At 73.7% G+C, this 21734-nt stretch carries 16 protein-coding genes and 1 pseudogene; 10 read left to right on the forward strand and 7 right to left on the reverse strand.

The genetic code is table 11. From position 1 onward, the window contains the following. Positions 1-235 precede the first annotated feature (235 nt). The gene (locus AB0G17_RS23065; RefSeq protein WP_361385823.1) at positions 236-1180 is read left to right on the forward strand and encodes a helix-turn-helix domain-containing protein; all 945 of its coding nucleotides are present in this window, start codon (positions 236-238) and stop codon (positions 1178-1180) included. Positions 1181-1258: 78 nt separating this feature from the next. On the opposite strand, the gene AB0G17_RS23070 is transcribed toward AB0G17_RS23065, so the two are convergent. The 5 genes from AB0G17_RS23070 to AB0G17_RS23090 all read right to left on the reverse strand — a co-directional run bounded on the left by AB0G17_RS23070 (position 1259) and on the right by AB0G17_RS23090 (position 8727). After that, positions 1259-1642: a hypothetical protein gene (locus AB0G17_RS23070; RefSeq protein WP_361385826.1), complete on the reverse strand. Its 384-nt coding sequence runs from the start codon at positions 1640-1642 to the stop codon at positions 1259-1261. Between the two features lie 161 nt (positions 1643-1803). After that, positions 1804-5613: a helix-turn-helix domain-containing protein gene (locus tag AB0G17_RS23075; RefSeq protein ID WP_361385829.1), complete on the reverse strand. Its 3810-nt coding sequence runs from the start codon at positions 5611-5613 to the stop codon at positions 1804-1806. Positions 5614-6017: 404 nt separating this feature from the next. After that, on the reverse strand, positions 6018-7541 hold the full coding sequence (locus tag AB0G17_RS23080; protein WP_361385832.1) for an NAD(P)/FAD-dependent oxidoreductase: 1524 nt from the start codon (positions 7539-7541) through the stop codon (positions 6018-6020). Continuing rightward, on the reverse strand, positions 7538-7750 hold the full coding sequence (locus tag AB0G17_RS23085) for a hypothetical protein (protein WP_361385835.1): 213 nt from the start codon (positions 7748-7750) through the stop codon (positions 7538-7540). Before AB0G17_RS23085 ends, AB0G17_RS23080 begins: the two co-directional genes overlap by 4 nt. 140 nt (positions 7751-7890) lie before the next feature. Then, entirely contained in the window at positions 7891-8727 is an 837-nt protein-coding gene (locus tag AB0G17_RS23090; protein WP_361385837.1) for a MurR/RpiR family transcriptional regulator, read from the reverse strand. 104 nt (positions 8728-8831) lie between these two features. Here AB0G17_RS23090 and thrC point away from each other — a divergent pair. From thrC to AB0G17_RS23105, 3 genes and pseudogenes are all read left to right on the forward strand, one after another. After that, positions 8832-9842: pseudogene (gene thrC, locus AB0G17_RS23095) on the forward strand (threonine synthase); the annotation flags it as partial. Positions 9843-9987: 145 nt separating this feature from the next. After that, positions 9988-10887, forward strand: a complete 900-nt coding sequence (locus AB0G17_RS23100) for an arginase family protein (RefSeq protein WP_361385840.1) — start codon at positions 9988-9990, stop codon at positions 10885-10887. Between the two features lie 231 nt (positions 10888-11118). Then, on the forward strand, positions 11119-11739 hold the full coding sequence (locus AB0G17_RS23105; RefSeq protein WP_361385843.1) for an L-threonylcarbamoyladenylate synthase: 621 nt from the start codon (positions 11119-11121) through the stop codon (positions 11737-11739). 9 nt (positions 11740-11748) lie between these two features. On the opposite strand, the gene AB0G17_RS23110 is transcribed toward AB0G17_RS23105, so the two are convergent. Together AB0G17_RS23110 and AB0G17_RS23115 are read right to left on the reverse strand one after the other, a co-directional pair. Then, entirely contained in the window at positions 11749-12027 is a 279-nt protein-coding gene (locus AB0G17_RS23110; RefSeq protein WP_361385846.1) for a DUF6225 family protein, read from the reverse strand. 133 nt (positions 12028-12160) lie between these two features. Further along, complete coding sequence (locus AB0G17_RS23115) at positions 12161-13873, reverse strand: reprolysin-like metallopeptidase (protein ID WP_361385849.1); 1713 nt, start codon at positions 13871-13873, stop codon at positions 12161-12163. A 407-nt stretch (positions 13874-14280) separates the two neighbouring features. Between AB0G17_RS23115 and AB0G17_RS23120 the strand changes: the two genes are divergently transcribed. The 6 genes from AB0G17_RS23120 (at position 14281) to AB0G17_RS23145 (ending at position 21600) form a co-directional block, all read left to right on the forward strand. After that, positions 14281-14469, forward strand: a complete 189-nt coding sequence (locus tag AB0G17_RS23120) for a hypothetical protein (protein WP_361385852.1) — start codon at positions 14281-14283, stop codon at positions 14467-14469. A gap of 83 nt (positions 14470-14552) precedes the next feature. Further along, positions 14553-16547: a serine/threonine-protein kinase gene (locus AB0G17_RS23125; protein ID WP_361385855.1), complete on the forward strand. Its 1995-nt coding sequence runs from the start codon at positions 14553-14555 to the stop codon at positions 16545-16547. 125 nt (positions 16548-16672) lie between these two features. Continuing rightward, a complete protein-coding gene (locus AB0G17_RS23130; protein WP_361385858.1) occupies positions 16673-18421 on the forward strand; it encodes a glycosyltransferase family 2 protein in 1749 nt (582 codons plus the stop codon). After that, a complete protein-coding gene (locus AB0G17_RS23135; RefSeq protein ID WP_361385861.1) occupies positions 18418-19524 on the forward strand; it encodes a glycosyl hydrolase in 1107 nt (368 codons plus the stop codon). The genes AB0G17_RS23130 and AB0G17_RS23135 overlap by 4 nt, the downstream gene beginning before the upstream one ends. Before the next feature lie 183 nt (positions 19525-19707). Continuing rightward, complete coding sequence (locus tag AB0G17_RS23140) at positions 19708-20631, forward strand: NADP-dependent oxidoreductase (RefSeq protein WP_361385864.1); 924 nt, start codon at positions 19708-19710, stop codon at positions 20629-20631. A gap of 30 nt (positions 20632-20661) precedes the next feature. Beyond that, entirely contained in the window at positions 20662-21600 is a 939-nt protein-coding gene (locus AB0G17_RS23145; protein WP_361385867.1) for an AraC family transcriptional regulator, read from the forward strand. Positions 21601-21734 lie beyond the last annotated feature (134 nt).

Raw genomic sequence — 21734 nt, forward strand, 5'->3', positions numbered from 1 at the left:
CGTGCCCCTGACTCCTCGAAGCGCGTCGAGAACTGACGCGCGGTCACGATGATGGAACATCCGCGCGCGAATCGCAAAGTTGGCCGCACATCCACCGCTCCACATGGCCGAAAACAACGATTCTTGCGTGGATACGGGGCAACGGCACATCGTTCGAAGGCAGCTGGCCCTGATCGTGGTGCTCTTCCATGGTGGAGCGTGGTTCTGCGACGGAGCGCTCTTCTATGGTTGAGCCATGCGCACCGTGGCCGTCCTCGCCCTCGACGGAGTCATCCCGTTCGACCTGTCCACGCCGATCGAGGTGTTCCAGCGCACCCGGCTGCCCGACGGGCGCCCCGCCTACCGCGTCCGGGTGTGCGCGCCCGCCGAGGAGGTCGACGCCGGGGCGTTCACGCTGCGGGCCCCCTGGCGTCTCGACGCGCTGGCCGAGGCCGACACGATCGTCCTGCCGGGGTGCGCCGACCCCGCCGCCGCTGTCCCGGACGACGTCCTCGACGCCCTGCGCCGGGCCGCCGCCCGGGGGACCCGGATCGCCTCCATCTGCACCGGTGCCTTCGTGCTCGCCGCCACCGGACTCCTCGACGGCCACCGGGCCACCACGCACTGGGCCGCCGCCGCGCTGCTCGCCGAGCGCCACCCGGCCGTCGACGTCGACCCGGCCGTGCTCTACGTCGACAACGGGCAGCTGCTCACCTCGGCCGGCGCCGCCGCCGGGCTGGACCTGTGCCTGCACATGATCCGGCGCGACCTGGGCTCGGCGGTGGCGGCCGACGCGGCCCGGCTGTCCGTGATGCCGCTGGAACGCGAGGGCGGCCAGGCCCAGTTCATCGTCCCCGAGCATCCGCCCGCCCCGCGCGGCTCGACGATGGAACCGCTGCTGCGCTGGATGGAGGAGAACGCCGGCGCCGACCTCACCCTCGACGACCTCGCCGCGCGAGCCGGGATGAGCGCCCGCACCCTGCACCGGCGCTTCCGCGAGCAGACCGGCACCTCGCCGCTGCAATGGCTGCACCGGGCCCGGATCCGCCGGGCCCAGCACCTCCTGGAGACCACCGCCCACCCCGTCGACCGCATCGCCCTGCAGGTCGGCTTCGGCTCCCCCACCGCCTTCCGGGACCGCTTCAAGCGCCTCATCGGCACCAGCCCGCACGCCTATCGCCGCAGTTTCCAGGGTGCCTGACGGCTCGTCCGGACGCGCCGGCGCCGCCCGCCGGCGAGGCTTGCGGCGGACGGCAGCGGCATCACGTACGACGGGCGGTCAGCACTCGCGCAGACCGGGCGCCGGGTCCTGGCCCGTCTTCACGTCCACGGCGGGCACGTTGCCCCAGGCGCCGTTGTCGAGCTGCGTCCAGTACCAGATGTCGTTCTGGCCCTGGTGCGGGTCGCCGTGCCCCCAGCACTGGAACCAGCTGAAGGTGCCGACCAGCGTGCCGCGGGTCGCCGAGCGGTACGAGCGGTCCGCGTAGCCCTTCGCGCCCGCCTTGTTGCCGCAGTACAGCCGGCCGTCCGAGCGCACGCCGCACTCGGCGGCGGGCTTGGTCGTCTCGGCCGGGGCAGCCGCCGCGGCGGGGACGGCGGTGGTGAACCCGGTCGCCAGAACGATGGCGGACGCCATCAGGGCGAGCTTGTCGCGTGCGTTCATGGTGTGCGTGCTCCTTGCTGGTGTACCTGCGCCGCTGGTCGACGCGGGTTCGAGCCTGGCCGCCGCCCCGGGCCGCTGTCGAGGAGGCGGGCGTCGCCCGTGCGGATGTGAAACGGGAAACACCCGGGGAAACAGCACCGGACCACGGACCCGACGCTTCGTCAGTCGCTCGGGCCGCAGACGCGTTCGTACGGCAGTCCCGGCAGGAGCCCCGCCCAGCGGCGCGGTCCGGTGTCGCCGAGGAGGCGGCACACCTCGGCCTCGCGGGACCGCAGGTCCGTCGACCACAGCCGGACCGTGCCGTCGTTGCTGCTGCTCGCCAGCGTCCGCGTCCGGCCAAAGGCCCCGGGGGCGAACACCACGCCCCATACGGCGCCGGTGTGTCCGCTCAGGCTGCCGACGAGCTGACCCGACGCGGGCTGCCACAGCCGTACGGTCCGGTCGCTTCCGCTGCTCGCGAGCACCGCCCCGTCCGGGCTGAAGGCCACCGCGCGCACCGACCCGCTGTGCCCGGTGAGCGAGCGGAGCGGGGCGGCGCGCCGGGGGTCCCAGAGGCGGACCGTCCCGTCGTTTCCGGCGCTGGCCAGGGTGCGCCCGTCGGGCGAGAACGCCACGCCGCGCACCGAGCCGGTGTGGCCGCGCAGGACCACGCGCACCGCGTGTCCCGTCGGGTCCCACAGACGGACCGTCAGGTCGTCGCTGCCCGTGGCGAGGGTGTGCCCGTCCGGGCTGAAGGCGATCGCGTTGACGAAGTCCGTGTGGCCGCTCAGGACCGCTCGCAGTGCGCCGTCGGCCGTGCCCCACAACCGGACCGTGCGGTCGGCACTGGCGGACGCCAGCGTGCGCCCGTCCGGGGAGAACGCCACCGCGAACACCGAACCCGCGTGCCCGGTCAGCGTGGTGAGGAGCCGGCGCCTGGCCACCTCCCAGAGCCGGACCGTACGGTCGGCGCCCGCCGAGGCCAGCAGCCGGCCGTCGGGCGAGAACGCGACGGCGAACACCGAGCCGTCGTGGCCGGTGAGCGGCGGGAGCGGGCGGCGGCGGGCCACGTCCCACAGCCGTACCGTGTGATCCGCCGCCGCGGCGGCCAGCAGCCGGCCGTCCGGCGAGAAGGCCGACTGCCACTCCTCGGTGGACGGCCGGGCGACCAGCGCCGGGCCGCCCGGGTTCCACAGCACCACCGACTGGTCGAACCCGCCGGTCGCGAAGCGGCCGTCGGAGCCCGCCGCGATGGACAGGACATAGTCGGTGTGGCCCGAGAGCCCCGCCGCCACCCGGCGGTTGACCGGGTCCCACAGCCGGACCGTGCCGTCGCCGCTGGCGCTGGCGAGGGTGTCCCCGCTCCGGCTGAACACCACGGCGTTCACATCGTCGCCGTGGCCGGTGAGGACCGCGCGCGCCGTGCCGTCGGCGGGGTTCCACAGGCGTACGGTGCGGTCGGCGCTGCCGGACGCGAGGGTGGAGCCGTCCGGGGCGAAGGCCAGCCCGAGCACCTGGTCGGTGTGGCCGGTGAGCACGGCGCCCGGACGCCCGTCAGCCGCCTCCCACAGCCGGACCGTACGGTCGGCGCCCGCCGAGGCGACGGTCCGGCCGTCCGGGGCGTAGGCGACCGCCATCACCGCGTCACCGTGGCCGGTGAGGACCGCGCGCTCCGTGCCGTCGGCGGTGTTCCACAGCCGTACCGTGCGGTCGAGGCCGCCCGAGACCAGTCCGCGCCCGTCCGGGGCGAAGGCGACCGACCGCACGGCTCCCCGGTGACCGGTCAGGATCGCGGTCATCCGGTGCGAGGGCATGTCCCACAGGCGTACGGACCCGTCCGTTCCGGCGGTCGCGAGGCGGTGGCCGTCGGGCGCGAAGGCGACGGCCGTGACCGGGCCCTCGTACCCGGTGAGCGTGGCCGTCTCCCGGTGGTCGGCGGTGTCCCAGATCCGTACCGTGGCATCCGACCCGGCCGACGCGAGCAGACGGCCGTCGGGGCTGAACGCCACGCCGTTGACCGCACCTTGGTGGCCCGTCAGGCGGCCGCCGAAGTACTGGGCCTGGGTGCTGAGCAGCGCCCCGCGCGACTCGGGGGTGGAGGCCGTCCGATAGGCGGCGGCCGCCAGCAGCATGGACGCCTCCGGCCGTCCTTCGGCGAGCGCCTGCGACCGTACCGCCATGGCCTGCGACTGGGCGGTGCGACGCTGTCGGTACGCGTCGGAGCGCTGGCGGAAGGCCACGGCGCCCGCCGCGACGGCGACGGCGAGCAGGGCGGCGAGCGCGCCGAGCAGGGCGCGGCGGACCCGGACGTGGCGGCGCGCCGCCCGACGCCCGCGCTCCTCCTCGGCGAGGCACGCGGCCACGAACGCGGCTTCCCTCGGCCCCAGCCGGTCACCGCTCCCGGGCCGGTCCCAGTCGCGGACCGCGTCGAGCCGCGCGCCCCGGTACAGCAGCCCGGGGTCGTGCGCCGCGCGCGCCCACTCCACGGCGGTGTCCGCGAGCTGCTGGCGCTGGACGAGGGCGGCGCGGTCGCTCTCGATCCAGCCGCGCAGCCGGGGCCAGGCGTGCAGCAGTGCCTCGTGGGTGATCTCCACGGTCTGCGCGCCGACGGTGACCAGACGCGCCCGCACGAACGCGTCGAGGGCGCGGGCGGCGGCCGCCGGATCCGCCGACTGGCCGGGAATCAGGGCGCGTTCGAGCGGTCTGCGGGTCTGGGCGGCGGAGCCCTCGCCGATCTGCACCAGTCGTACGAGCAGGTGGCGTGCCATGCGCTGCTCGGCCGGATCAAGGCGGGTGAACACGGACTCGGCGGTGCGGGCCACCGCTCCGTGGATGCCGCCGGTCGTCTCGTATCCCGCGACCGTCAGCGTGCGGCCCGAGCGCTGCTGCCAGGTCGCCAGCAGGGCGTGGCCGAGCAGGGGCAGCGAGCCCGGGGAGGCGGCGGGTCCGGAGCGCAGGTCCCGCAGCAGCAACTCGGCCAGGCCCGGTTCCAGGACGAGGCCGGCCCGTTCGGTGGGGCCGGTGACGGCGGCGCGCAGCTCGGCGTCGGACATCGGCGCGAGCGCGAACAGGCCGTGCGTGAACGCCTCGGCGAGTTCCGGGTGGTCGAGGCAGTGCCCGAAGAAGTCGGCGCGCACGCCGAGGACCACGGCCGCTTCGGCCGGGACCGGGACTCCCGTCGGCCGCTGTCCCCCGGCTCCCGTCGCGAGCGCGTGCAGCACGGCGACGAAGGCGCGGCGCTCGCGCGCGTCGGCGCAGAGAGTGAAGGCCTCTTCGAACTGGTCGACCACGAGGACCAGCCCGGGGTGTCCGTGGGCGTCCCGGACCGCGTCCAGCAGGGCGCGCGGCCGTTCGGCCAGCGCCTCGGGGGTGAGTCCGTCGCCCGCCTGCCCCAGCAGATCGACGGTGCAGCGCACCAGTTCCTTGAGCGGGTGCGCGGTGGGTGTGCACACCACGGCGGGCCACGCGGCGGACCCGGCGACCGGGAGCGCGCCGCGCCGCAGCGCGGGCAGCAGCCCGGCCTGGAGCAGCGAGGACTTCCCGGCGCCCGAGGGCGCGACGACGGCCAGCGGCCCCTGGCCCACGCGCTCGGCGAGCCGCCCCACCAGCTCCGCCGTGGCGCCGTCCCTGCCGAAGAACCACTCGGCGTCCTGCGGCCCGTAGGCGGCGAGTCCCCGGTAGGGGCACTGTGCTTCTTGCGGATCGGTCTCACCGGAGCGGGCCGGGGGGACGCCGACGGCGGGCGGTCCGACGGGCGGTCCGGCGGGCGTCTTCGGTACGAGACGCGTCAGGCTCCCGTCCGCGCCGAGGGCGGCGTCGCAGCGCCGGGCGACGTCGAGCGTCGGGGGCTTCCCGCCGTTCTCGATCTTGCTGAGGTAGCCCTTGCTGTAGTGGACCGAGCGGGCGAGCTCGGTGAGGGACATCCTGCGCAGGCTCCTCAGCCGCCGTAGCTCGGCTGCGAACTCACTGGCCATCTCGTCGTTCGTCGGCACGAGCCGTACCTTTCCGTGACCGACGGGACGTAAGCCTCGAAAGTGCGAGGAGTGCCGGGAGCGGACTTCGCGGCCGTACGGAAGGGGAAATTCAGAAGCGGAAGAAGTCCGCCCGGAAACGGGAATCCAGGTATCCGGGAATCCGCGAATCCGGGTCCGGGAAGTCGGGGCCGGGAAGTCGGGGCCGGGAAGTCGGGGCCGAGAAGTCGGAGATCCAGAAACAACCCGGCGACCGAACGAACGGCGGCCGGGTCGCCTCACCCGGCCGCCGGAAAGCATCGTCGTTTTCCCGCGGTTACTCCTTACCGCCAGTAGTGGTCGGCCCAGGTTCCGCACGGCCATTGCGGCGCCGCACGGACGGCGTCACGAACCGGCGCCCCTGCCGGGCGGCGATGGGTGCTTCCTCAGAACGCCTCGGCCGTCTCGGGCAGTTCCGGCCCGCGGACAGCAGGCGCGTGCCAGGTGTACGCGCCGGCGTCGAAACGGCTCAGCCGGCGGACCAGGCGTCCGGTGGACCACGGCCAGGCGAAGGTGTTGCGCCCGCTGGGCGCGAGGTAGTAGCTGGTGCAGCCGCCGGTGTTGTAGACGGTGCCGCGCAGCGCCTCCTGCACCGCCGTGTTGTACGCGGCCTGCGCTGCGGGCCGCACGTCCAGGGCGGCGTGCCCGGTGCGCCGGAGATGGGCGAGGGCGCCGGTGAGGTAGGTCAGCTGGGCTTCGAGGACGCTGATCGCGGAGGTCGAACCGCCGAGCAGATTCGGCCCGAGGAGCAGGAAGAGGTTGGGGAAACCGCTGACGCTGCTGCCCAGGTACGCCTGCGGCTCACCGGCCCAGGCCGCGCGGAGCGTACGGCCGTCGGCGTCGTACAGGCCGTCGGCCAGCGGCAGTTCACCGACCCGGAAGCCGGTGGCGGTGACGAGGACGTCGGCCTCTGCCACCGTTCCGTCGGCGCCGACGACCTCCTTCTCGCGCACGGCCGCCACGGCGGTGGGGTGGAGGTGGACGTGCGCCTGCGACACGGCCTGGTAGTACGTACTGGAGGTCAGAAGGCGCTTGCAGCCCAGCCGGTAGTCCGGTGTGAGCGCCTGGCGGGTGCGCCGGTCGCGGACCGCGAGGCGCAGGTGCGCCCGGGCTCCCGCCTCGATCAGCCGGGCGAGCTCCGGGTGGCGGAAGGCGCAACCCAGAGCCTCCTGGAGGCCGTACTGCCCGGCGCGCAGGGCCCTGCGGGCGCCGGGCACGCGGTCCAGGCACCAGTTGAACACCGCCGGGACCGGCACATCGGGCTTGGGCAGCACCCACGGGGCGGTCCGCTGGAAGAGCCGCACCTGCGCGGCGCGGGAGACGATCTCGGGGACGACCTGGACCGCCGAGGCGCCGCTGCCCACCACGGCCACGCGGCGGCCGGCCAGGTCGACGCCGTGGTCCCAGCGGGCGGTGTGGAGCACCGGTCCGGCGAAGTCCTCGACGCCGGGCACCTCCAGCGGGCGCGGCACGTGCCACGGACCGGTGGCAAGGACCAGGACCGCCGCGCTGTAGGACCCGTCGCTGGTCTCCAGGCGCCAGCGCGCGGCCGCCGGGTCCCAGCGGGCCGCCCGCACCCGCACCCCGCAGCGCAGCACCTCGCCGACCCCGTACCGCTCGGCCGTCGCCCCCAGATAGGCGTGGATCTCCCGCTGCCCGGCGAACACCCTCGACCAGGCGGTGTCCGGGGCGAACGAGTAGCTGTAGAGCGTGGAGGGCACGTCGCAGGCGCAGCCCGGATAGGTGTTCTCCCGCCAGGTGCCGCCGAGTTGGGGCGCCTTCTCCAGGACGACCACGTCCCGGAACCCCGCCTGCCGCAGCCGGATCGCGGCGCCGATGCCGGAGAACCCCGCTCCGACGACCACCACGTGCGCGTCCCTGCCGGGACGGGAGGCCTGGGCGGGGATCACCGCGCGGATCCGGCGGGCCCGGCGGCGTCCGCGAGGCCGCGTCTGCGGCGGCCGGATTCGAGCGGGGAGCGACGCGTGGGCGGCGACGCCACGACGCTGCGCACGACCACCGTCGAGCCCCCGCCACGGGCCACGCAGAGGGGCGGGGAGGCCTCTTCGCTCGCGGGGGTCGTGGGGGTCGCGGTGGTCGGCTGCGCAGCTCGTGGCATCGATGGGCCTTCCCGTGCGGCGATCGGACCGTGCCACCGTCTCGTACCGCCCGAGCGGCCCGGCAGGGCGCGAAGACCGGCGCCCTGCGCGCACGGTCCGAGAGGCGGCGTCGCCGCACGCCCCCCGGGGGTCCATCCGCTCAGTCCTGGCCGAGCTCCGCCGTGAGGGCGTCGAGATTTTCCAGCCGCCCCGGCGACTCGGTGAGCAGCGGGACGGCCGCGACCAGAATCAGTTCGGTCACGGCGATCTCGTGGGTGAGGGGGGCGATGGGGCCCGCCGCGTCGCGGGGCAGCCGCAGCAGCACCTCGGCCTGTGCGGCGAGCGGGGACTCCCAGGCGTCGGTGACCAGCACGAGCCGCGTCCCACGCGCCCGGGCCGCGCCTACGAACCGCGCGGTGGTGTCGCTGTAGCGGCGGAAGTCGTACGCGACGACCAGGTCGCCCGGGCCCAGGTCGAGCAGGACCCGGGCGCGCTCGGCCGCCCCGTCCGGGACCCGGCGCACCCCCGGGCGCAGGCTGGCCAGCTGGCGGACCAGATAGTCGGCGGCGAGTTCGCTCAGGGGGCCGCCCATCCCCCACACCCCGCGCGCCTGGGAGAGCAGCGCGGCGATCCGGCCGAGCAGGGGTTCGCCGGCCGCGGCGATCGTGGCGTCGAGCCCGGCCCTGAGCTGCTCGGCCGCCCGGCGCGGGCCGTCGGGGGCGGTGGCCACGAATTCGCGCAGCCGGGAGCGGTCGTGCTCGCGGCCCTCGGCCCGGACCGCGGCCTGGAAGTCGGCGAAGCCGGACCAGCCGAGCCGGGCGAAGAGCCGGGAGGCGGTCGGCGGGCTGACCTTCGCCCGGTCCGCGAGGGAGCGCAGCGAGCCCAGGGCGGCGAACGGGTAGTCGTCGAGCAGCACCCGCACGATGGCCTGCTCCCCGCGCGGCAGCTCCGGATAGACCGCGCCGAGCCGGGCCGCCACCTCGTCGTCGTTCGCCATGCCACTCCCCGCCGCCATCGCCGGTGATGAAACGATTGTTTCGCATCTCCTGAAGATCTCGGGTTAGAGTAACATTCGTGACCATAGACGAGCGCTCTTCCGCCATCACCACCACCTCCGTACGGACCCGCCCCTGGCGCGGCCTCATCGACGGCTACCGCGCATGGCTGCCCGTCACGGACACCACGCCCGTCATCTCGCTCCACGAGGGCAACACGCCGCTCGTCCCGGCCGCCCATCTGTCCGCGCTGACCGGCTGCGACGTGTGGCTGAAGGTGGAGGGCGCCAACCCCACCGGCTCCTTCAAGGACCGGGGCATGACGGTGGCGGTCAGCAAGGCCGTGGAGGCGGGCGCGCGCACGGTGGTGTGCGCCTCGACCGGCAACACCAGCGCCTCGGCCGCCGCGTACGCGGCCCGCGCGGGCATCGGCGCCGCCGTCCTGGTCCCCCGGGGCCACATCGCCCTCGGGAAGCTCGCCCAGGCGGTCCGCTACGGCGCCGAGATCGTCGAGGTGACCGGCTCCTTCGACGACTGTCTGCGCATCGCCCGCGAACTGGCCGAGCACCACCCGGTCGCGCTGGTGAACTCCGTCAACGACCACCGTCTGGCGGGCCAGCAGACCGTCGCGTTCGAGGTCGTGGACGCACTGGGCGACGCGCCGGACATCCACTGCCTGCCGGTCGGCAACGCCGGGAACATCACCGCCGTCTGGCGGGGCTACGACGCGTACGGCACCGCCGGGCTCGCCACCCGCAGGCCCCGGCTCTGGGGCTTCCAGGCCGCGGGCGCGGCGCCGCTGGTGCACGGCGAGGTGGTGGCCGAGCCGGAGACGGTGGCCACCGCGATCCGTATCGGCAACCCCGCCTCGTGGACGGGCGCGATCGCGGCGCGCGACAGCTCCGGCGGTCTGATCGGCGCCGTCACCGACGAGCAGATCCTCGACGCGTACCGCCTCGTCGCCCGCCACGAGGGCGTCTTCGTCGAGCCCGCCTCCGCCGCCGGCATCGCGGGGCTGCTCGCCGAGCACCGCGCGGGCCGCCTCGACGCCGGGCAGCGCGTGGTGGTCACCGTGACGGGCAACGGTCTCAAGGACCCGGACGCCTCGATGCGCGGCGGTTACGAGTCCACCACGTCCTCGGCCCGGACGGCGGACGTGGCCCAGGCCCTGCGCCTGACATCCTGACGCCGTGACGCCGTGACGTCCTGACGCCCGCGAATCCTTGTTGAGGACGGGGCTGTCCTCGACAACGATGTGGGGCATGCGACGTCTCGTGGTCATCGACGCCCCGTCCAACCTCGGCCTGCGCCCGCCCGCCCCGGGTACGGTCCCCGGCTGCTACAAACTCGCCGGAGCCATGCGGGAGTTCGGCATCGTACGGCGGCTCGGGGCGCACGAGGGCGGGGTGGTGGTGCCGCCCCGCTACGACCGGGGCGACTGGCAGGAGGGCGACGGCGTCTTCAACGCGGCCGCCATCGCCTCGTACACCCGCAAGCTCGCCGACCGCGTCGAACACCACGTCCGGTCCGGCGACTTCCCCGTCGTGCTCGGCGGGGACTGCTCCATTCAGCTCGGCGCCTCGCTGGCGCTGCGCCGCACCGGCCGGTACGGGATCGTGGTGATCGACGGCTCCGCCGACTTCCGTCACCCGGGCAACTCCGACCGGATCGGCGCGGCCGGCGGTGAGGAGCTGGCCCTGGGCACCGGGCGCGGCCAGGCCGACCTGACCGATCTGGAGGGGCTGCGTCCGTACGTACGCGACGAGGACGTCCGGATCCTGGGGATGCGGGACGACGACGAGGACCGGGCGGAGTTCGCCGAGCTGAAGATCCCCACGGCGACGGTCGGGGAGATCAGGCAGTGGGGCCCGGCGGAGATCGGCGCATCGGTCCGCGAGTCCCTGGAGACGGAGGCGCTCGACGGGTTCTGGGTGCATCTGGACGCCGATGTCCTCGACCCGAGCGTGATGCCCGCCGTCGACAGCCCCGACCCCGGCGGGCTGCTGCCCGACGAACTCGCACCGCTCCTGGGCGCCTTGGTGCGGTCGGAGCGCTGCGTGGGCTTCAACCTCACGATCTACGACCCCGATCTCGACCCGGACGGCACGGCGGGCCGCCTCCTCGCGGACCTGGTGGTGGACGCCCTCGGCCCTCGTTCCTGAGCAGTCCTCGTTCCTGAGCACCCCTTGTTCCTGAGCAGCCCGGCGTTCCTGAGCAGCCCGGCGCGGGCGGCCCGTCCCCGGGGCCGCCCGGTTCACCACTCGTGCGGATCCCGGTCCGGGGCCACGCTCGCGAAGGTCTCCAGGGGCCGGGTCCGCCGCGATCATGCCACCACCCCGACGAGTGAACGGGCGCCTTGGGAACTATCGTGGCGCGGCCCGTAGACTCGGCGGATGGCGAAGTACTTCGACGTGCACCCCGACAATCCGCAGCGGCGCACCATCAGCAGCGTGACCGACAGCATCCGGTCCGGCGCGCTCGTGGCGTATCCGACGGACTCCTGCTACGCCCTGGGGTGCCAGCTCGGCAACCGTGACGGCATCGACCGGATCCGGGCGATCCGGCAGCTCGACGACCGCCACCACTTCACCCTGGTGTGTGAGACGTTCGCGCAGCTCGGCCAGTTCGTGCAGATCGACAACGATGTGTTCCGCGCCATCAAGTCGGCGACGCCGGGCAGTTACACCTTCATCCTCCCCGCCACCAGGGAGGTGCCGCGCCAGCTGCTGCACCCCAAGAAGAAGACCGTCGGGGTGCGCATTCCGGACCACACCGTCACCCAGGCCCTGCTGGCCGACCTGGGCGAGCCGCTGCTCTCCAGCACCCTGCTCCTGCCCGACGAGGCCGAGCCGATGACGCAGGGCTGGGAGATCAAGGAGCGCCTCGACCACGTGGTGGACGCCGTGATCGACTCGGGCGACTGCGGCACCGAGCCGACCACCGTCATCGACTTCTCCGGCGGCGAGGTCGAGATCGTACGCCGTGGGGCGGGCGACACCTCGCGCTTCGAGTAACGCCGGCGGTCAGTCCAGGTCGTAGTGGTACTGGCCCGCCTTGAAGTCCGCGAAGAGCGTGTACTCCACGTCGCCGTGCCCGGCGGCCGCCCCGGCGGGCCCGGCGGACATGGGGTCCTTCTCGACCGGCTCCAGGTTGACCAGCGCGTACTCGGTGTACCCGTCGAAGTCGCCCGGCCCGTCCGCGACACCGACGTGGATGGGGGTGTCGTCCGGCAGCCCCTGGAGGGCTTCGCGCAGGCGCGCCGCGGTCCACACCCGGGGGTTGTGCTCAAAGGTGTCAGTCATGGGGGCGAGGCTAGCGGCGCGGGCGGGCCCGGCCGCGTAACCGCGCCGATGGGCCGCCCATGTACGGGCCGGGTCGGCCGACGGGCCCCAGGGCCACGCCGGCGGCCGGGCACCCACCGGCGTCCCGGCCGGGTCATACGTCACCGCCCTGTAGGGCGCCGTTCGCCACGACGGCGAACTTCGCGGTCACATAGTGGTTGCCGTCCATCGTGACGGTCAGCTCGTTCGCCCGGCTGGACTGGAGGGTGCCGTCCACCGCCCAGGAGGCGACCGTGTAGCCCGCCTTGGGCGTGGCGGTCACGGTGACCTGGTCGCCCTTGTCGAACAGGCCGGTCGCGGCGGGCGTGACGGTGCCGTGCTCGGGGCTGTCCGGGGCCGCGGTGAGCGCGTACCGGGCCGCCGGTGCCGTAGGGGATGCCGGCGTGCGGTAGTTGGCGAGCACGGGGCCGGTGAGGTTCATGACGCGGACGCAGTCGGCGGGGTTGGGCCGGCCCAGCGGCACACCCCGGGGCACGTTGTCGTACGTCTGGCGGGGGTTGGAGAACCACAGCTTCGTCTCGCATTTGGCCTCGTCGGCGCACGCCATGGTGTACCCCATGATGTCCGTCCAGGTGCGGTCGGCGGGCAGGTAGCCGTGGTTGTCGGGGTAGTACGGGTTGAGGTTGCCGCGCCGGTAGTCCTTGTCGGCGGGGTCGACGGGGTCGGTGTGGTAGTCGTGGCTGAGGCCGAAGTTGTGCCCGATCTCGTGCGCCAGGTGGTAGGTGCCCAGGGTGTCGACCTGCTGGGCACCGAAGGCCGCGCCGTCGCTGCTGTACGAGGGATCGGCGCCGGGGATGATCCGGGGCAGCGAGGGGGCGCTGGCCGTACCCGCGGTGTAGAGGCTGCCCAGTACGGGGGTGAACTGGGTGAGCACGTGCAGCAGGTCCGCCCCCTTCTCGTCGCGCCGGTTGCGCGCGTCGGTGGCGAACGCGCCGGAGTAGCGCACGCTCTGCGGGTCCGACAGCGCGCTGGTGATGCCCTCGGTGTCGCTGTCGTCGCCCGTCCACTCCTGGGTGGTGAAGGTGCCCAGCAGGTTGAGCCGGGCGGTGACGGTGCTGTCGGAGTAGGCGGCGTTGGTCCCCGCGACCGCGGCCTTCACCTTCAGGTCCAGCGCCTCCACCCCGCCCTGGGTGTTGCGGACGGTCTGGGGGGTGTAGCCGATGAGCAGGTCGATGACGGGTGCGGTGATGGCGGCACGCGGCTCCGGCTCCGGCTTCATCTGCCGAACCTGCCCGAGCGGCCCGAGCGGCCCGTGCTGCCCAACCCGTCGCGCCTGCCGCGTCTTCCGGGCGGTCCGGGACGAACTGGGCCCCTGCCGGGCTTCGACCCGTACGACATCGTCGCGCGCGGGCGTCGTCCGGGCGAAGGTCAGCTCGCGCACCGTGGAGGACCCCGGCCGGTCGGCGTCGATCACGTACCGCTTGCTGCCCAGGTGCACCTCACCGGCCACCCTCGGCACACCGGGTCCGCACGCCCGGTCGATGGCGAGGCTGACCGGCCGGTCGGGGCGGCCCGCGAGGTGCCCGGTCCACAGCAGGGTCCCCTGCCGGTCCCGTGCGATGTGCGAGGCCACCGCCTCCATCGGCGCGTCGTCGAAGAACCGGAGGGTGCGCCGGTCGGGCGCGGCCCCCTGCCGGGTTTCGCAGACGGCCCGGAAGCTTCCCTCGGCCCACTCGACCTGGCCCGTCCGCGCCGCCCCGGGCGTCGGAGCCCCGGGCTCTTCGGCGGCCGCCGTCGCGGCGGGCAGCGCCGGGGCGAGGACGGCGGCTGCGAGCGCACCACGGAGCAGACGTCGGGGACGGGGCACTGAGTTCTCCTGGGACGCTGTCGACGGGCAACAGCCCCAGGCTCGCGCCCCGCCGCCGCCCCGGCGCGCCGACCGCCGCTGGACGGGTGGCGGCCCAGGGCCTGTCCGGTGGATCTGGCCGCCCTCGGTGCCGGGTGACGGGCCCGGCCGTCGGCCCCGGGGGCGCGAAGGTCCCCGTACGTGCTCCCGAAACGCTGCCGCACGCCCTCGGCCACAGCGCCCCAAACCGGACCCCCGCGGCGAGAATTGGCCCGCCCGACGCGGAGTCCGGGCTTGGGATCGGGAGAGGGTTGGTCGATGGCTGTTGTCCTTTCGCTGAGCTGGGCGGGGGTCACCCCCGAGCAGTACGACGCGGTGCGTGAGGCGGTGGACTGGGAGGAGCAGGTGCCGACGGGGCCTGTCTGCACGTGGCGTGGTTCGAATCCGGCGTCCTGCGCGTCACCGACGTCTGGGAGTCCCAGGAGGACTTCGAGCGGTTCTTCGGCGAACGCCTCGCGCCCGCCGTCGAGAAGGCCGGGATCGTCGGTCAGCCTGACATCCAACTGCTGCCGCTGCACCGCCGGTTCGTCGCTCCGGGCGTGAGCGGCGGGGCCTGACCGGCGCTACGCTTTCCGTGGCCCGTCGATGGCGAGCGACGTGGTGAAGGACAGGATGCGACCCGGGGGGCGCGTTGGAGCCGTTGGGGTCTGACGACCCGGCCACCGTGGGGCCGTACCGGCTGGTCGCCCAGCTGGGCAGCGGCGGCATGGGCCGGGTCTACCTCGGCTACTCCCCGAGCGGCCGAAAGGTCGCGATCAAGGTCATCCGACCGGAGTACGTACAGGACCCGGCCTTCCGCCAGCGGTTCGCCCGTGAAGTGATCGCCTCCCGTGCCGTGAGCGGCTTCTTCACGGCCGGAGTGGTCGACGCCGACCCCGAGGGCCCCATGCCGTGGCTGGCGACGGCGTACATCCCGGGCCCCTCCCTCCAGCGCGCGGTGCAGAAGAGCGGCCCCCTCCCCGAGCAGTCCGTACGGGCGCTCGGCGCGGCGCTGGTGGAGGCGCTCACCGCGATCCACGGCGCGTCCCTGATCCACCGGGACCTCAAGCCCGCCAACGTCCTGCTCGCCCAGGACGGGCCGCGCGTCATCGACTTCGGGATCTCCCGGCTCTGCGAGCACACCGGGCTGACCCTGACCGGCACCACGATCGGCTCCCCGGGCTATATGTCGCCCGAGCAGATCCAGGGGTTCCGCATCGAGCCGTCGTCCGACGTGTTCTCACTCGGTTCGGTGCTGGCCTACGCGGCGACCGGCACCAGCCCGTTCGGGGAGGCGTCGGTGCCGGCGCTGCTGTACCGGGTGGTGAACGAGCGGCCCGATCTCCAGGCGGTGCCCACGGGGTTGCGCGACCTGATCGGCTGGTGCCTGGCGAAGAAGCCCGCCGACCGGCCCGAGCTGCCCGCGCTGATGCACGCTCTGACCGGCGGGCGGTCACCGGTGGAGCTGCTCGCCCCGGGCTGGCTGCCGGAGCCGTGGCACGGCGAGGACACGGCGCCGGCCCTCCCGGACGCCCCGACCTCCACGACCGGGCCGCCCCTCTCCGTACCTCTGCGCCCCGAGCAGCCGCCGCAGGCCCCTCCCGGGCGGCCGGTCGGCCGTCGGCGTGCTCTCCACACCGCCGTCGGCGCCCTGGCGGCCGGGGGCGCGGCGGCCGCCGGCTGGGCGCTCTCGCGCGGCGGCGGGCCGTCCGGGCGGGGCTCCCCGCGCTGGCGCTCCGCGACCACCGGCACCGTCCTGTCGTACCCCAGAGTGGCGGGTGACCTGGTCTACGCGGCGAGCAACGACGGCACGCTGTACGCGCTGGGGACGGCCGACGGGCGGCGGCGGTGGGCGTACACGACCGGTGCGGCCATCGGGTCCGCGCCCGCCGTGCTGGGCGGCAGCGTCTATCTGGGCGGCGACGACCGGGTCCTGTACGCCTTCGACGCGCGCTCGGGCTCGGTCCATTGGCGGTTCACGACCCAGGGCATCGTGCACACCCCGGTGGTGACCGGCGGGGTCGCCTACGTCGGCAGCGCCGACCACCGGCTGTACGCCGTGGACGCGGCCTCCGGCAGGCGCCGCTGGGCCTTCACCGCCGGCAACGACACACACTCCCCCGCCGTGTCCGGCGAGTCGGTGTACGTGGGCAGCAGCGACACCAACCTGTACTCGGTGAACGCGGCCACCGGCGAGAAGCAGTGGGCGTTCACCACCCGGGGCGCCGTCTCCGGCATTCCGGCCGTGGCGAGCGGCCTCGTCCACTTCGGCAGCACCGACGGCGGCCTGTACGCGGTGGACGCGGGCACCGGCCAGCAGGTCTGGCGGTTCCAGGGCGCGTCCGTCGGCTCCAGCCCGGCCCTCGCGCGGGGGCTGGTGTACGTGGGAGGCGGCAAGGCGCTGTACGCGCTGGAGGCGGCCACCGGGAAGACCGTCTGGACGTTCATGGCCGCGGGCGATGTGCACGCCCCTGCCGTGGCGGGAGCGGTGGTGTACGTGGGCAGCGACGACAGCAGGCTCTACGCGCTGGACGCCGCGACGGGCCGCGAGCTCTGGAGCCATCTCGCCCCCGCTCCGGTGCACTCCCCGGCCGTCGCCGAGGACACGGTGTACTTCGGCTGCGACGACAGCGCCCTGTACGCCGTGCGCCTCTGACGCGCGCCCGAACACCCGACCACAGCAGGGGGGCGGGAACCGGACAGCGGACGACGGCAGTCCTACTCACCGCAAGTAGCGGCCTTTTCACGCCAGAGTGATGTTGTTGGTCAGCAAGGGGGGACATGTCCAGATATCCATCCCGGCTGGACCGGCGCGCCGAGGAGAGGCGCCGCCGCAACGCGTCGGCCGTCACCAACTACCGGTACGCCGCCCGGGGCTGCGGTCCGCTGGCCAACCCGCGCCCGGAAGTCGGGTTCTTCTCCGTGCTGTGCACGCGTGACCGGATCTCGCTCACGGCGCTGGTCACCGCGACCGCCGTGGCCGACCTCGTCTTCATCGGCTGGCTGCTCCTGCCCGAGCATGTGCCCGGCCCAGGCGTCACCGGGCTGGGCGGCTGCTGGCTGTGTCTGGCCCGGGTCGGATTCTGCCTGGTCATCGTGGTGGAGGTGATCAAAGTCGTGCAGGCGGTGGCGATCTGGGTGTTCGCCTTCCGGGCACGGGACCCCGTCCCCATGACCCCACCAGGCAGGCTGCGGGTCGCCATGCTGACGACGATCGTGCCGTCGAAGGAGCCCCTGGCCGTCGTGCAGCGGACGCTGCGCGCCATGCTGGAGGTGGAGCGCTGGGACTGCGCCGTGGACGTGTGGATCCTGGACGAGGGCAACGACCCGGTCGTACGGCAGATGGCCGCGCGTCTGGGCGTCCACCACTTCAGCCGCAAGGACCGGCCCCAGTACAACCAGCCGTCCGGCCCGTTCCGCGCCCGCACCAAGTCCGGCAACCACAACGCCTGGCGCGCCGAGCACGAGGACCGGTACGACGTGGTCGCGCAGATGGATCCGGACCACGTGCCGCTGCCGTGCTTCCTGGAGCGGACCCTGGGCTACTTCCACGACCCCGACACCGCGTTCGTGGTCGCCCCGCAGGTGTACGGGAACGCCTACGAAAACTGGGTCGCGCACGGCGCCTCCGTGCAGCAGTACCTCTTCAGCAGCATCGTCGAGCGCGGCGGCAACGGCCTCGACGCGCCGTTGCTGATCGGCACCAACCACCTCTACCGGGTGGCCGCCTGGCGGCAGATCGGCGGCTACCAGGACTCCATCATCGAGGACCATCTGACGAGCATGAGGGTGCACGGCACGCAAAACCCCGCGACCGGCAACGGCTGGAAGGGCGTCTACACCCCGGACGTGGTGGCCGTGGGCGAGGGCCCGACGACCTGGACCGACTACTTCAACCAGCAGAAGCGCTGGGCGTACGGCATCTGGGAGATCAAGCTCAACCCGCGTCTGAGGCAGGGCATCCGGCTCCGTCCCCGTCAGCGGCTGCTGTACGACCTGGTGCAGTTCTACTACCCGAGCATCGCGGTGAACCTGGCGCTGGGCACCCTCGCCACCGCTCTGTACATGCTGCTCGGGGTGAACTCGATCCAACTGCCGGGCCTGCCCTGGTTCCTGCTGTGGTCGGCGGGCATGGCTGGGTCGTTCGCGCTGTGGCTGTGGCTGCGCCGGTTCCACCTCGCCGAACACGAGCGGCGCGAGATCGGCACGGCGGGCATCCTGCTGACCCTGTTCGCCGGGCCCGTGTACATCGCGGCCGCGGTGAACGCCCTGCTGCGCCGCCCGCTCGCGTACGTCGTCACCGCCAAGGGCGAGCTGCGCAGCTCCGAGTCACCGCGCACCTTCCGGCTGCATCTGATCTGGGCGCTGCTGGCCGGGGGCCTGCTGGTCGTCAGCTTCCTCCATCACCACGACTACACGGGCATGCGGATCTGGACGCTGCTGTGCCTGGCGGCCGGGTCGGCGCCGCCGCTGCTGGCGCTGGCCGAGGGCGTCTCCGCGCGCCTGCGTACGGCGAGGGCCGACCCGTGAGGATCACCGCGCCCCGGGTGCTCGCGCTGCTCTGCGCCGTCGTGCTGTGCTGGTACACCTTCCAGGTGGCCCCGGACCTCGCGGACCGCGATCGCCGCGCGGCGGCCGCCCGCGCCGACGCCGTGCTCCCCCCGACGACCCGGCTGCCCGGCGCCTCGGGCACACCGCACCCCACCACACCCTTCCCCGCCCCGGGAAACACCTTCCTCGGCGTCTTCACCTCCCAGGGCACCCATGACTTCACGGAGGCGGCCGACTTCGCCCGCCAGACCCGGCACCGGCCCCAGGTCTTCGAGTTCTCGGCCGACTGGGCGCACGACCGCTTCGACGCGGCGGCGATCGACCGGGTCGCCGAGCGGGGCATGCTGCCCCTGGTCGCCTGGGAGCCGTGGGACCACCGCAAGGAGGCGAAGGAGCCCAGGCTGCGCGGCGAACAACCCGCGTACCGCCTGTCGCGGATCGTCGACGGCGACTTCGACGCGTACGTACGGTCCTGGGCGCGGGGCATCGCACAGCTCGGCTACCCGGTGGCCATCCGCTTCGCCCATGAGATGAACGGCTACTGGTACCCCTGGTGCGAGCAGTCCAACGGCAACGGCCGCGGGGAGTACGTCCAGGCGTGGCGCCACGTCCACCAGGTCTTCGACGCGGTGGGCGCGCGCAACGTGGTGTGGGTGTGGAGCCCCAACGTCAGCTACACCAACTCCACTCCGCTGCACCGCCTCTACCCCGGGGACGCCTACGTGGACTGGGTGGGCCTGTCCGGCTACTACGGCACCGTGGGCAAGGAGAACTACCAGTCGTTCGACGCCCTCTTCACCCCCAGCCGCACCGAGCTGCGCCGCTTCACCCGCAAGCCGCTCGTCATCACCGAGGTCGGCGCCACGGACGCGGCCGGGCGCAAGGCCGAGTGGATCACCGGCATGTTCCGCGCGCTGCCCCGCCACCGCGACATCATCGGCGTCATCTGGTACCAGGCGGTGAAGGAGATCGACTGGCGCGTGGGCACCTCCCCCGCGTCCTCGGCCGCGTTCGCCGCGGGTGCTGCGGCCGCCCGGTACCGGCAGGGCTGGGGGCCGGGCACGACACCGCGGCTGCACTGAAGCCTGGCCACCCTTCCTTCTTGCTCCGGGAGCATCGGGCGGCGAGACGCTGGGACATATAAGTGAGACGGAAGGCCATTCTGCGGCTCGTTCGATCTCCCTAAGGTTGAGGACATCAAGCAGCGCACACCGAGCCGGATCTCGATCCGGACGCCAACGTGTGCAGACTTAGGGAGAGTTACCGTGCGTGCAGTGATCCAGAAGTCCTTCGGCGGCCCCGAGGTCCTCGAGGTCGTGGAGACCGACCGTCCCAAGCCGCTGGGCGGCGAGCTCCTCGTCAAGGTGCACGCCAGCGCGGTCAACCCGGTGGACCTGGCCGTCCGGTCCGGCGCCTACCCGCTGCTGGGCGAGCCGCCGTTCGGCGTCGGCTGGGACATCTCCGGTGTGGTCGAGGAGGCGGGCCCCGGCGCCCGGTTCAAGGAGGGCGACGAGGTGTACGGGATGCCGTACTTCCCGCGCGCGGCCACCGGATACGCCGAGTACGTCCTGGTCCCGTCCCGTCAGGTGGCCCGCAAGCCCACCTCCGTCGACCACGCGCACGCCGCCGCCATCCCCCTCGCGGCGCTCACCGCCTGGCAGGGTCTGGTGCAGGGGGCGGGCGTCAAGGCGGGTGACCGGGTGGTGATCCACCGGGCGGCGGGCGGCGTCGGGCACTTCGCTGTGCAGATCGCCAAGGCGCGCGGCGCCCATGTGATCGCCCTCGCCAGTGCCGCCCGGCACGAGTTCGTCCGCGGCCTCGGCGCCGACGAGGTCATCGACAACCGGGCGACCGACTTCACCGAGACCGTCAAGGACGCCGACATCGTCTTCGACTCCGCCGCCCAGGGCGACCTCGTGCTGGGTGCGGTGCGCCCGGGCGGCACGCTCGTCTCCATCCTGGAGCACGGCGACGCCGAGCTCGCCGCACGCGTCGAGGCGGCCGGGCGACGCTTCGTGGGCATCTCGGTCGAGCCGGACTACGCGGCCCTCGAGGCGATCGCCGAGCTGGTCGACGCGGGTGCGATTCGTCCGTACGTGGAGGAGACCTTCCCGTTGGAGGAGGCCGGCAAGGCGCACGAGCTGGTCGGCGCCGGCCACGTCCAGGGCAAGATTGTCCTGACGGTCTGACCGACGGACCACCAGGGAGGGCGAGGCCGGATGGACATCCTCACCGAGGCGCTGGCCTCGATGCGCACGGGACGCCCGACGTCCGTACGGACCAACGGCCGCGCCCCCTGGGGCCTGCGGCTGCCGGCGGTCGCGGGGGCCGGGTTCCATGTGGTGCTGTACGGGACGTGCTGGCTGGTCCCCCTGGAGGACGCGCCACCGCACCTCAAGCCGATCCCGCTGAACCCCGGTGACGTGGTGTTCCTGCGGGACGGGCGGGGCCACATCCTCGCCGACCACCCCTCCACCGTGGCGGAGGAGGCCAAGGCCGAGCAGTGCGACGGGGGTTCGCCGATCGGCTCGGTCTCGGTCGGCGGCGAGGGCCCGGAGGCGAGCCTGCTCTGCGGCAACTACCACCTGGACCAGGGCCGCGCGCACCCGTTGGTGCACCAGTTGCCCGAGGTGATCCACCTGCAGACGCGGCACGGCCGCCATCCCGAACTGAGCGCCGCCGTCCAGCTCCTCGGCTCCGAGCTGGAGAACCCGCGCATCGGCTCGGACGGTATCGTGCCGACCCTGATCGACTCGCTGCTGCTGTACATCCTGCGGGCGTGGCTGGAGGACCAGCCTCCGGCCGCCGCCCGGGGCTGGGCGGCGGCCCTGGGCGACTCGGCGGTGGCACCGGCCCTGTCGGCCATCCACGAGGACCCGTCGGCCCCGTGGACGGTCGAGTCGCTGGCCGAGCGGGCCGGGCTGTCCCGGGCCGCGTTCGCCCGGCGGTTCGCCGCGCTGGTGGGCGAGCCGCCGATGGCGTATCTGACGCGCTGGCGCATGACGACGGCGGCGCGGCTGCTGCGCGAGACGGACGCCCCGCTGACGACGGTCGCGGCGCGCACCGGTTACGGCTCGGAGTTCGCCTTCGCCAAGGCCTTCAAGCGTGAGTACGGCCTGGCCCCGGGCGGCTACCGCCGTCAGACGAGAGCGGCCTGACCCGGACGAATCCGCTCGCCCCGACCGCCGAACCGCTCATGCGTGAGGAGCAGTTGGGGAGGCGGCGGCGAACGCAAGCCGTACGTCGGTCAGTTGCTCCGACACCTATCACAGGCGGCGCCCGATCTCGACGG

Origin of the sequence: Streptomyces sp. NPDC023838 (genome assembly GCF_040639555.1) — a bacterium.
Taxonomy (GTDB): domain Bacteria; phylum Actinomycetota; class Actinomycetes; order Streptomycetales; family Streptomycetaceae; genus Streptomyces.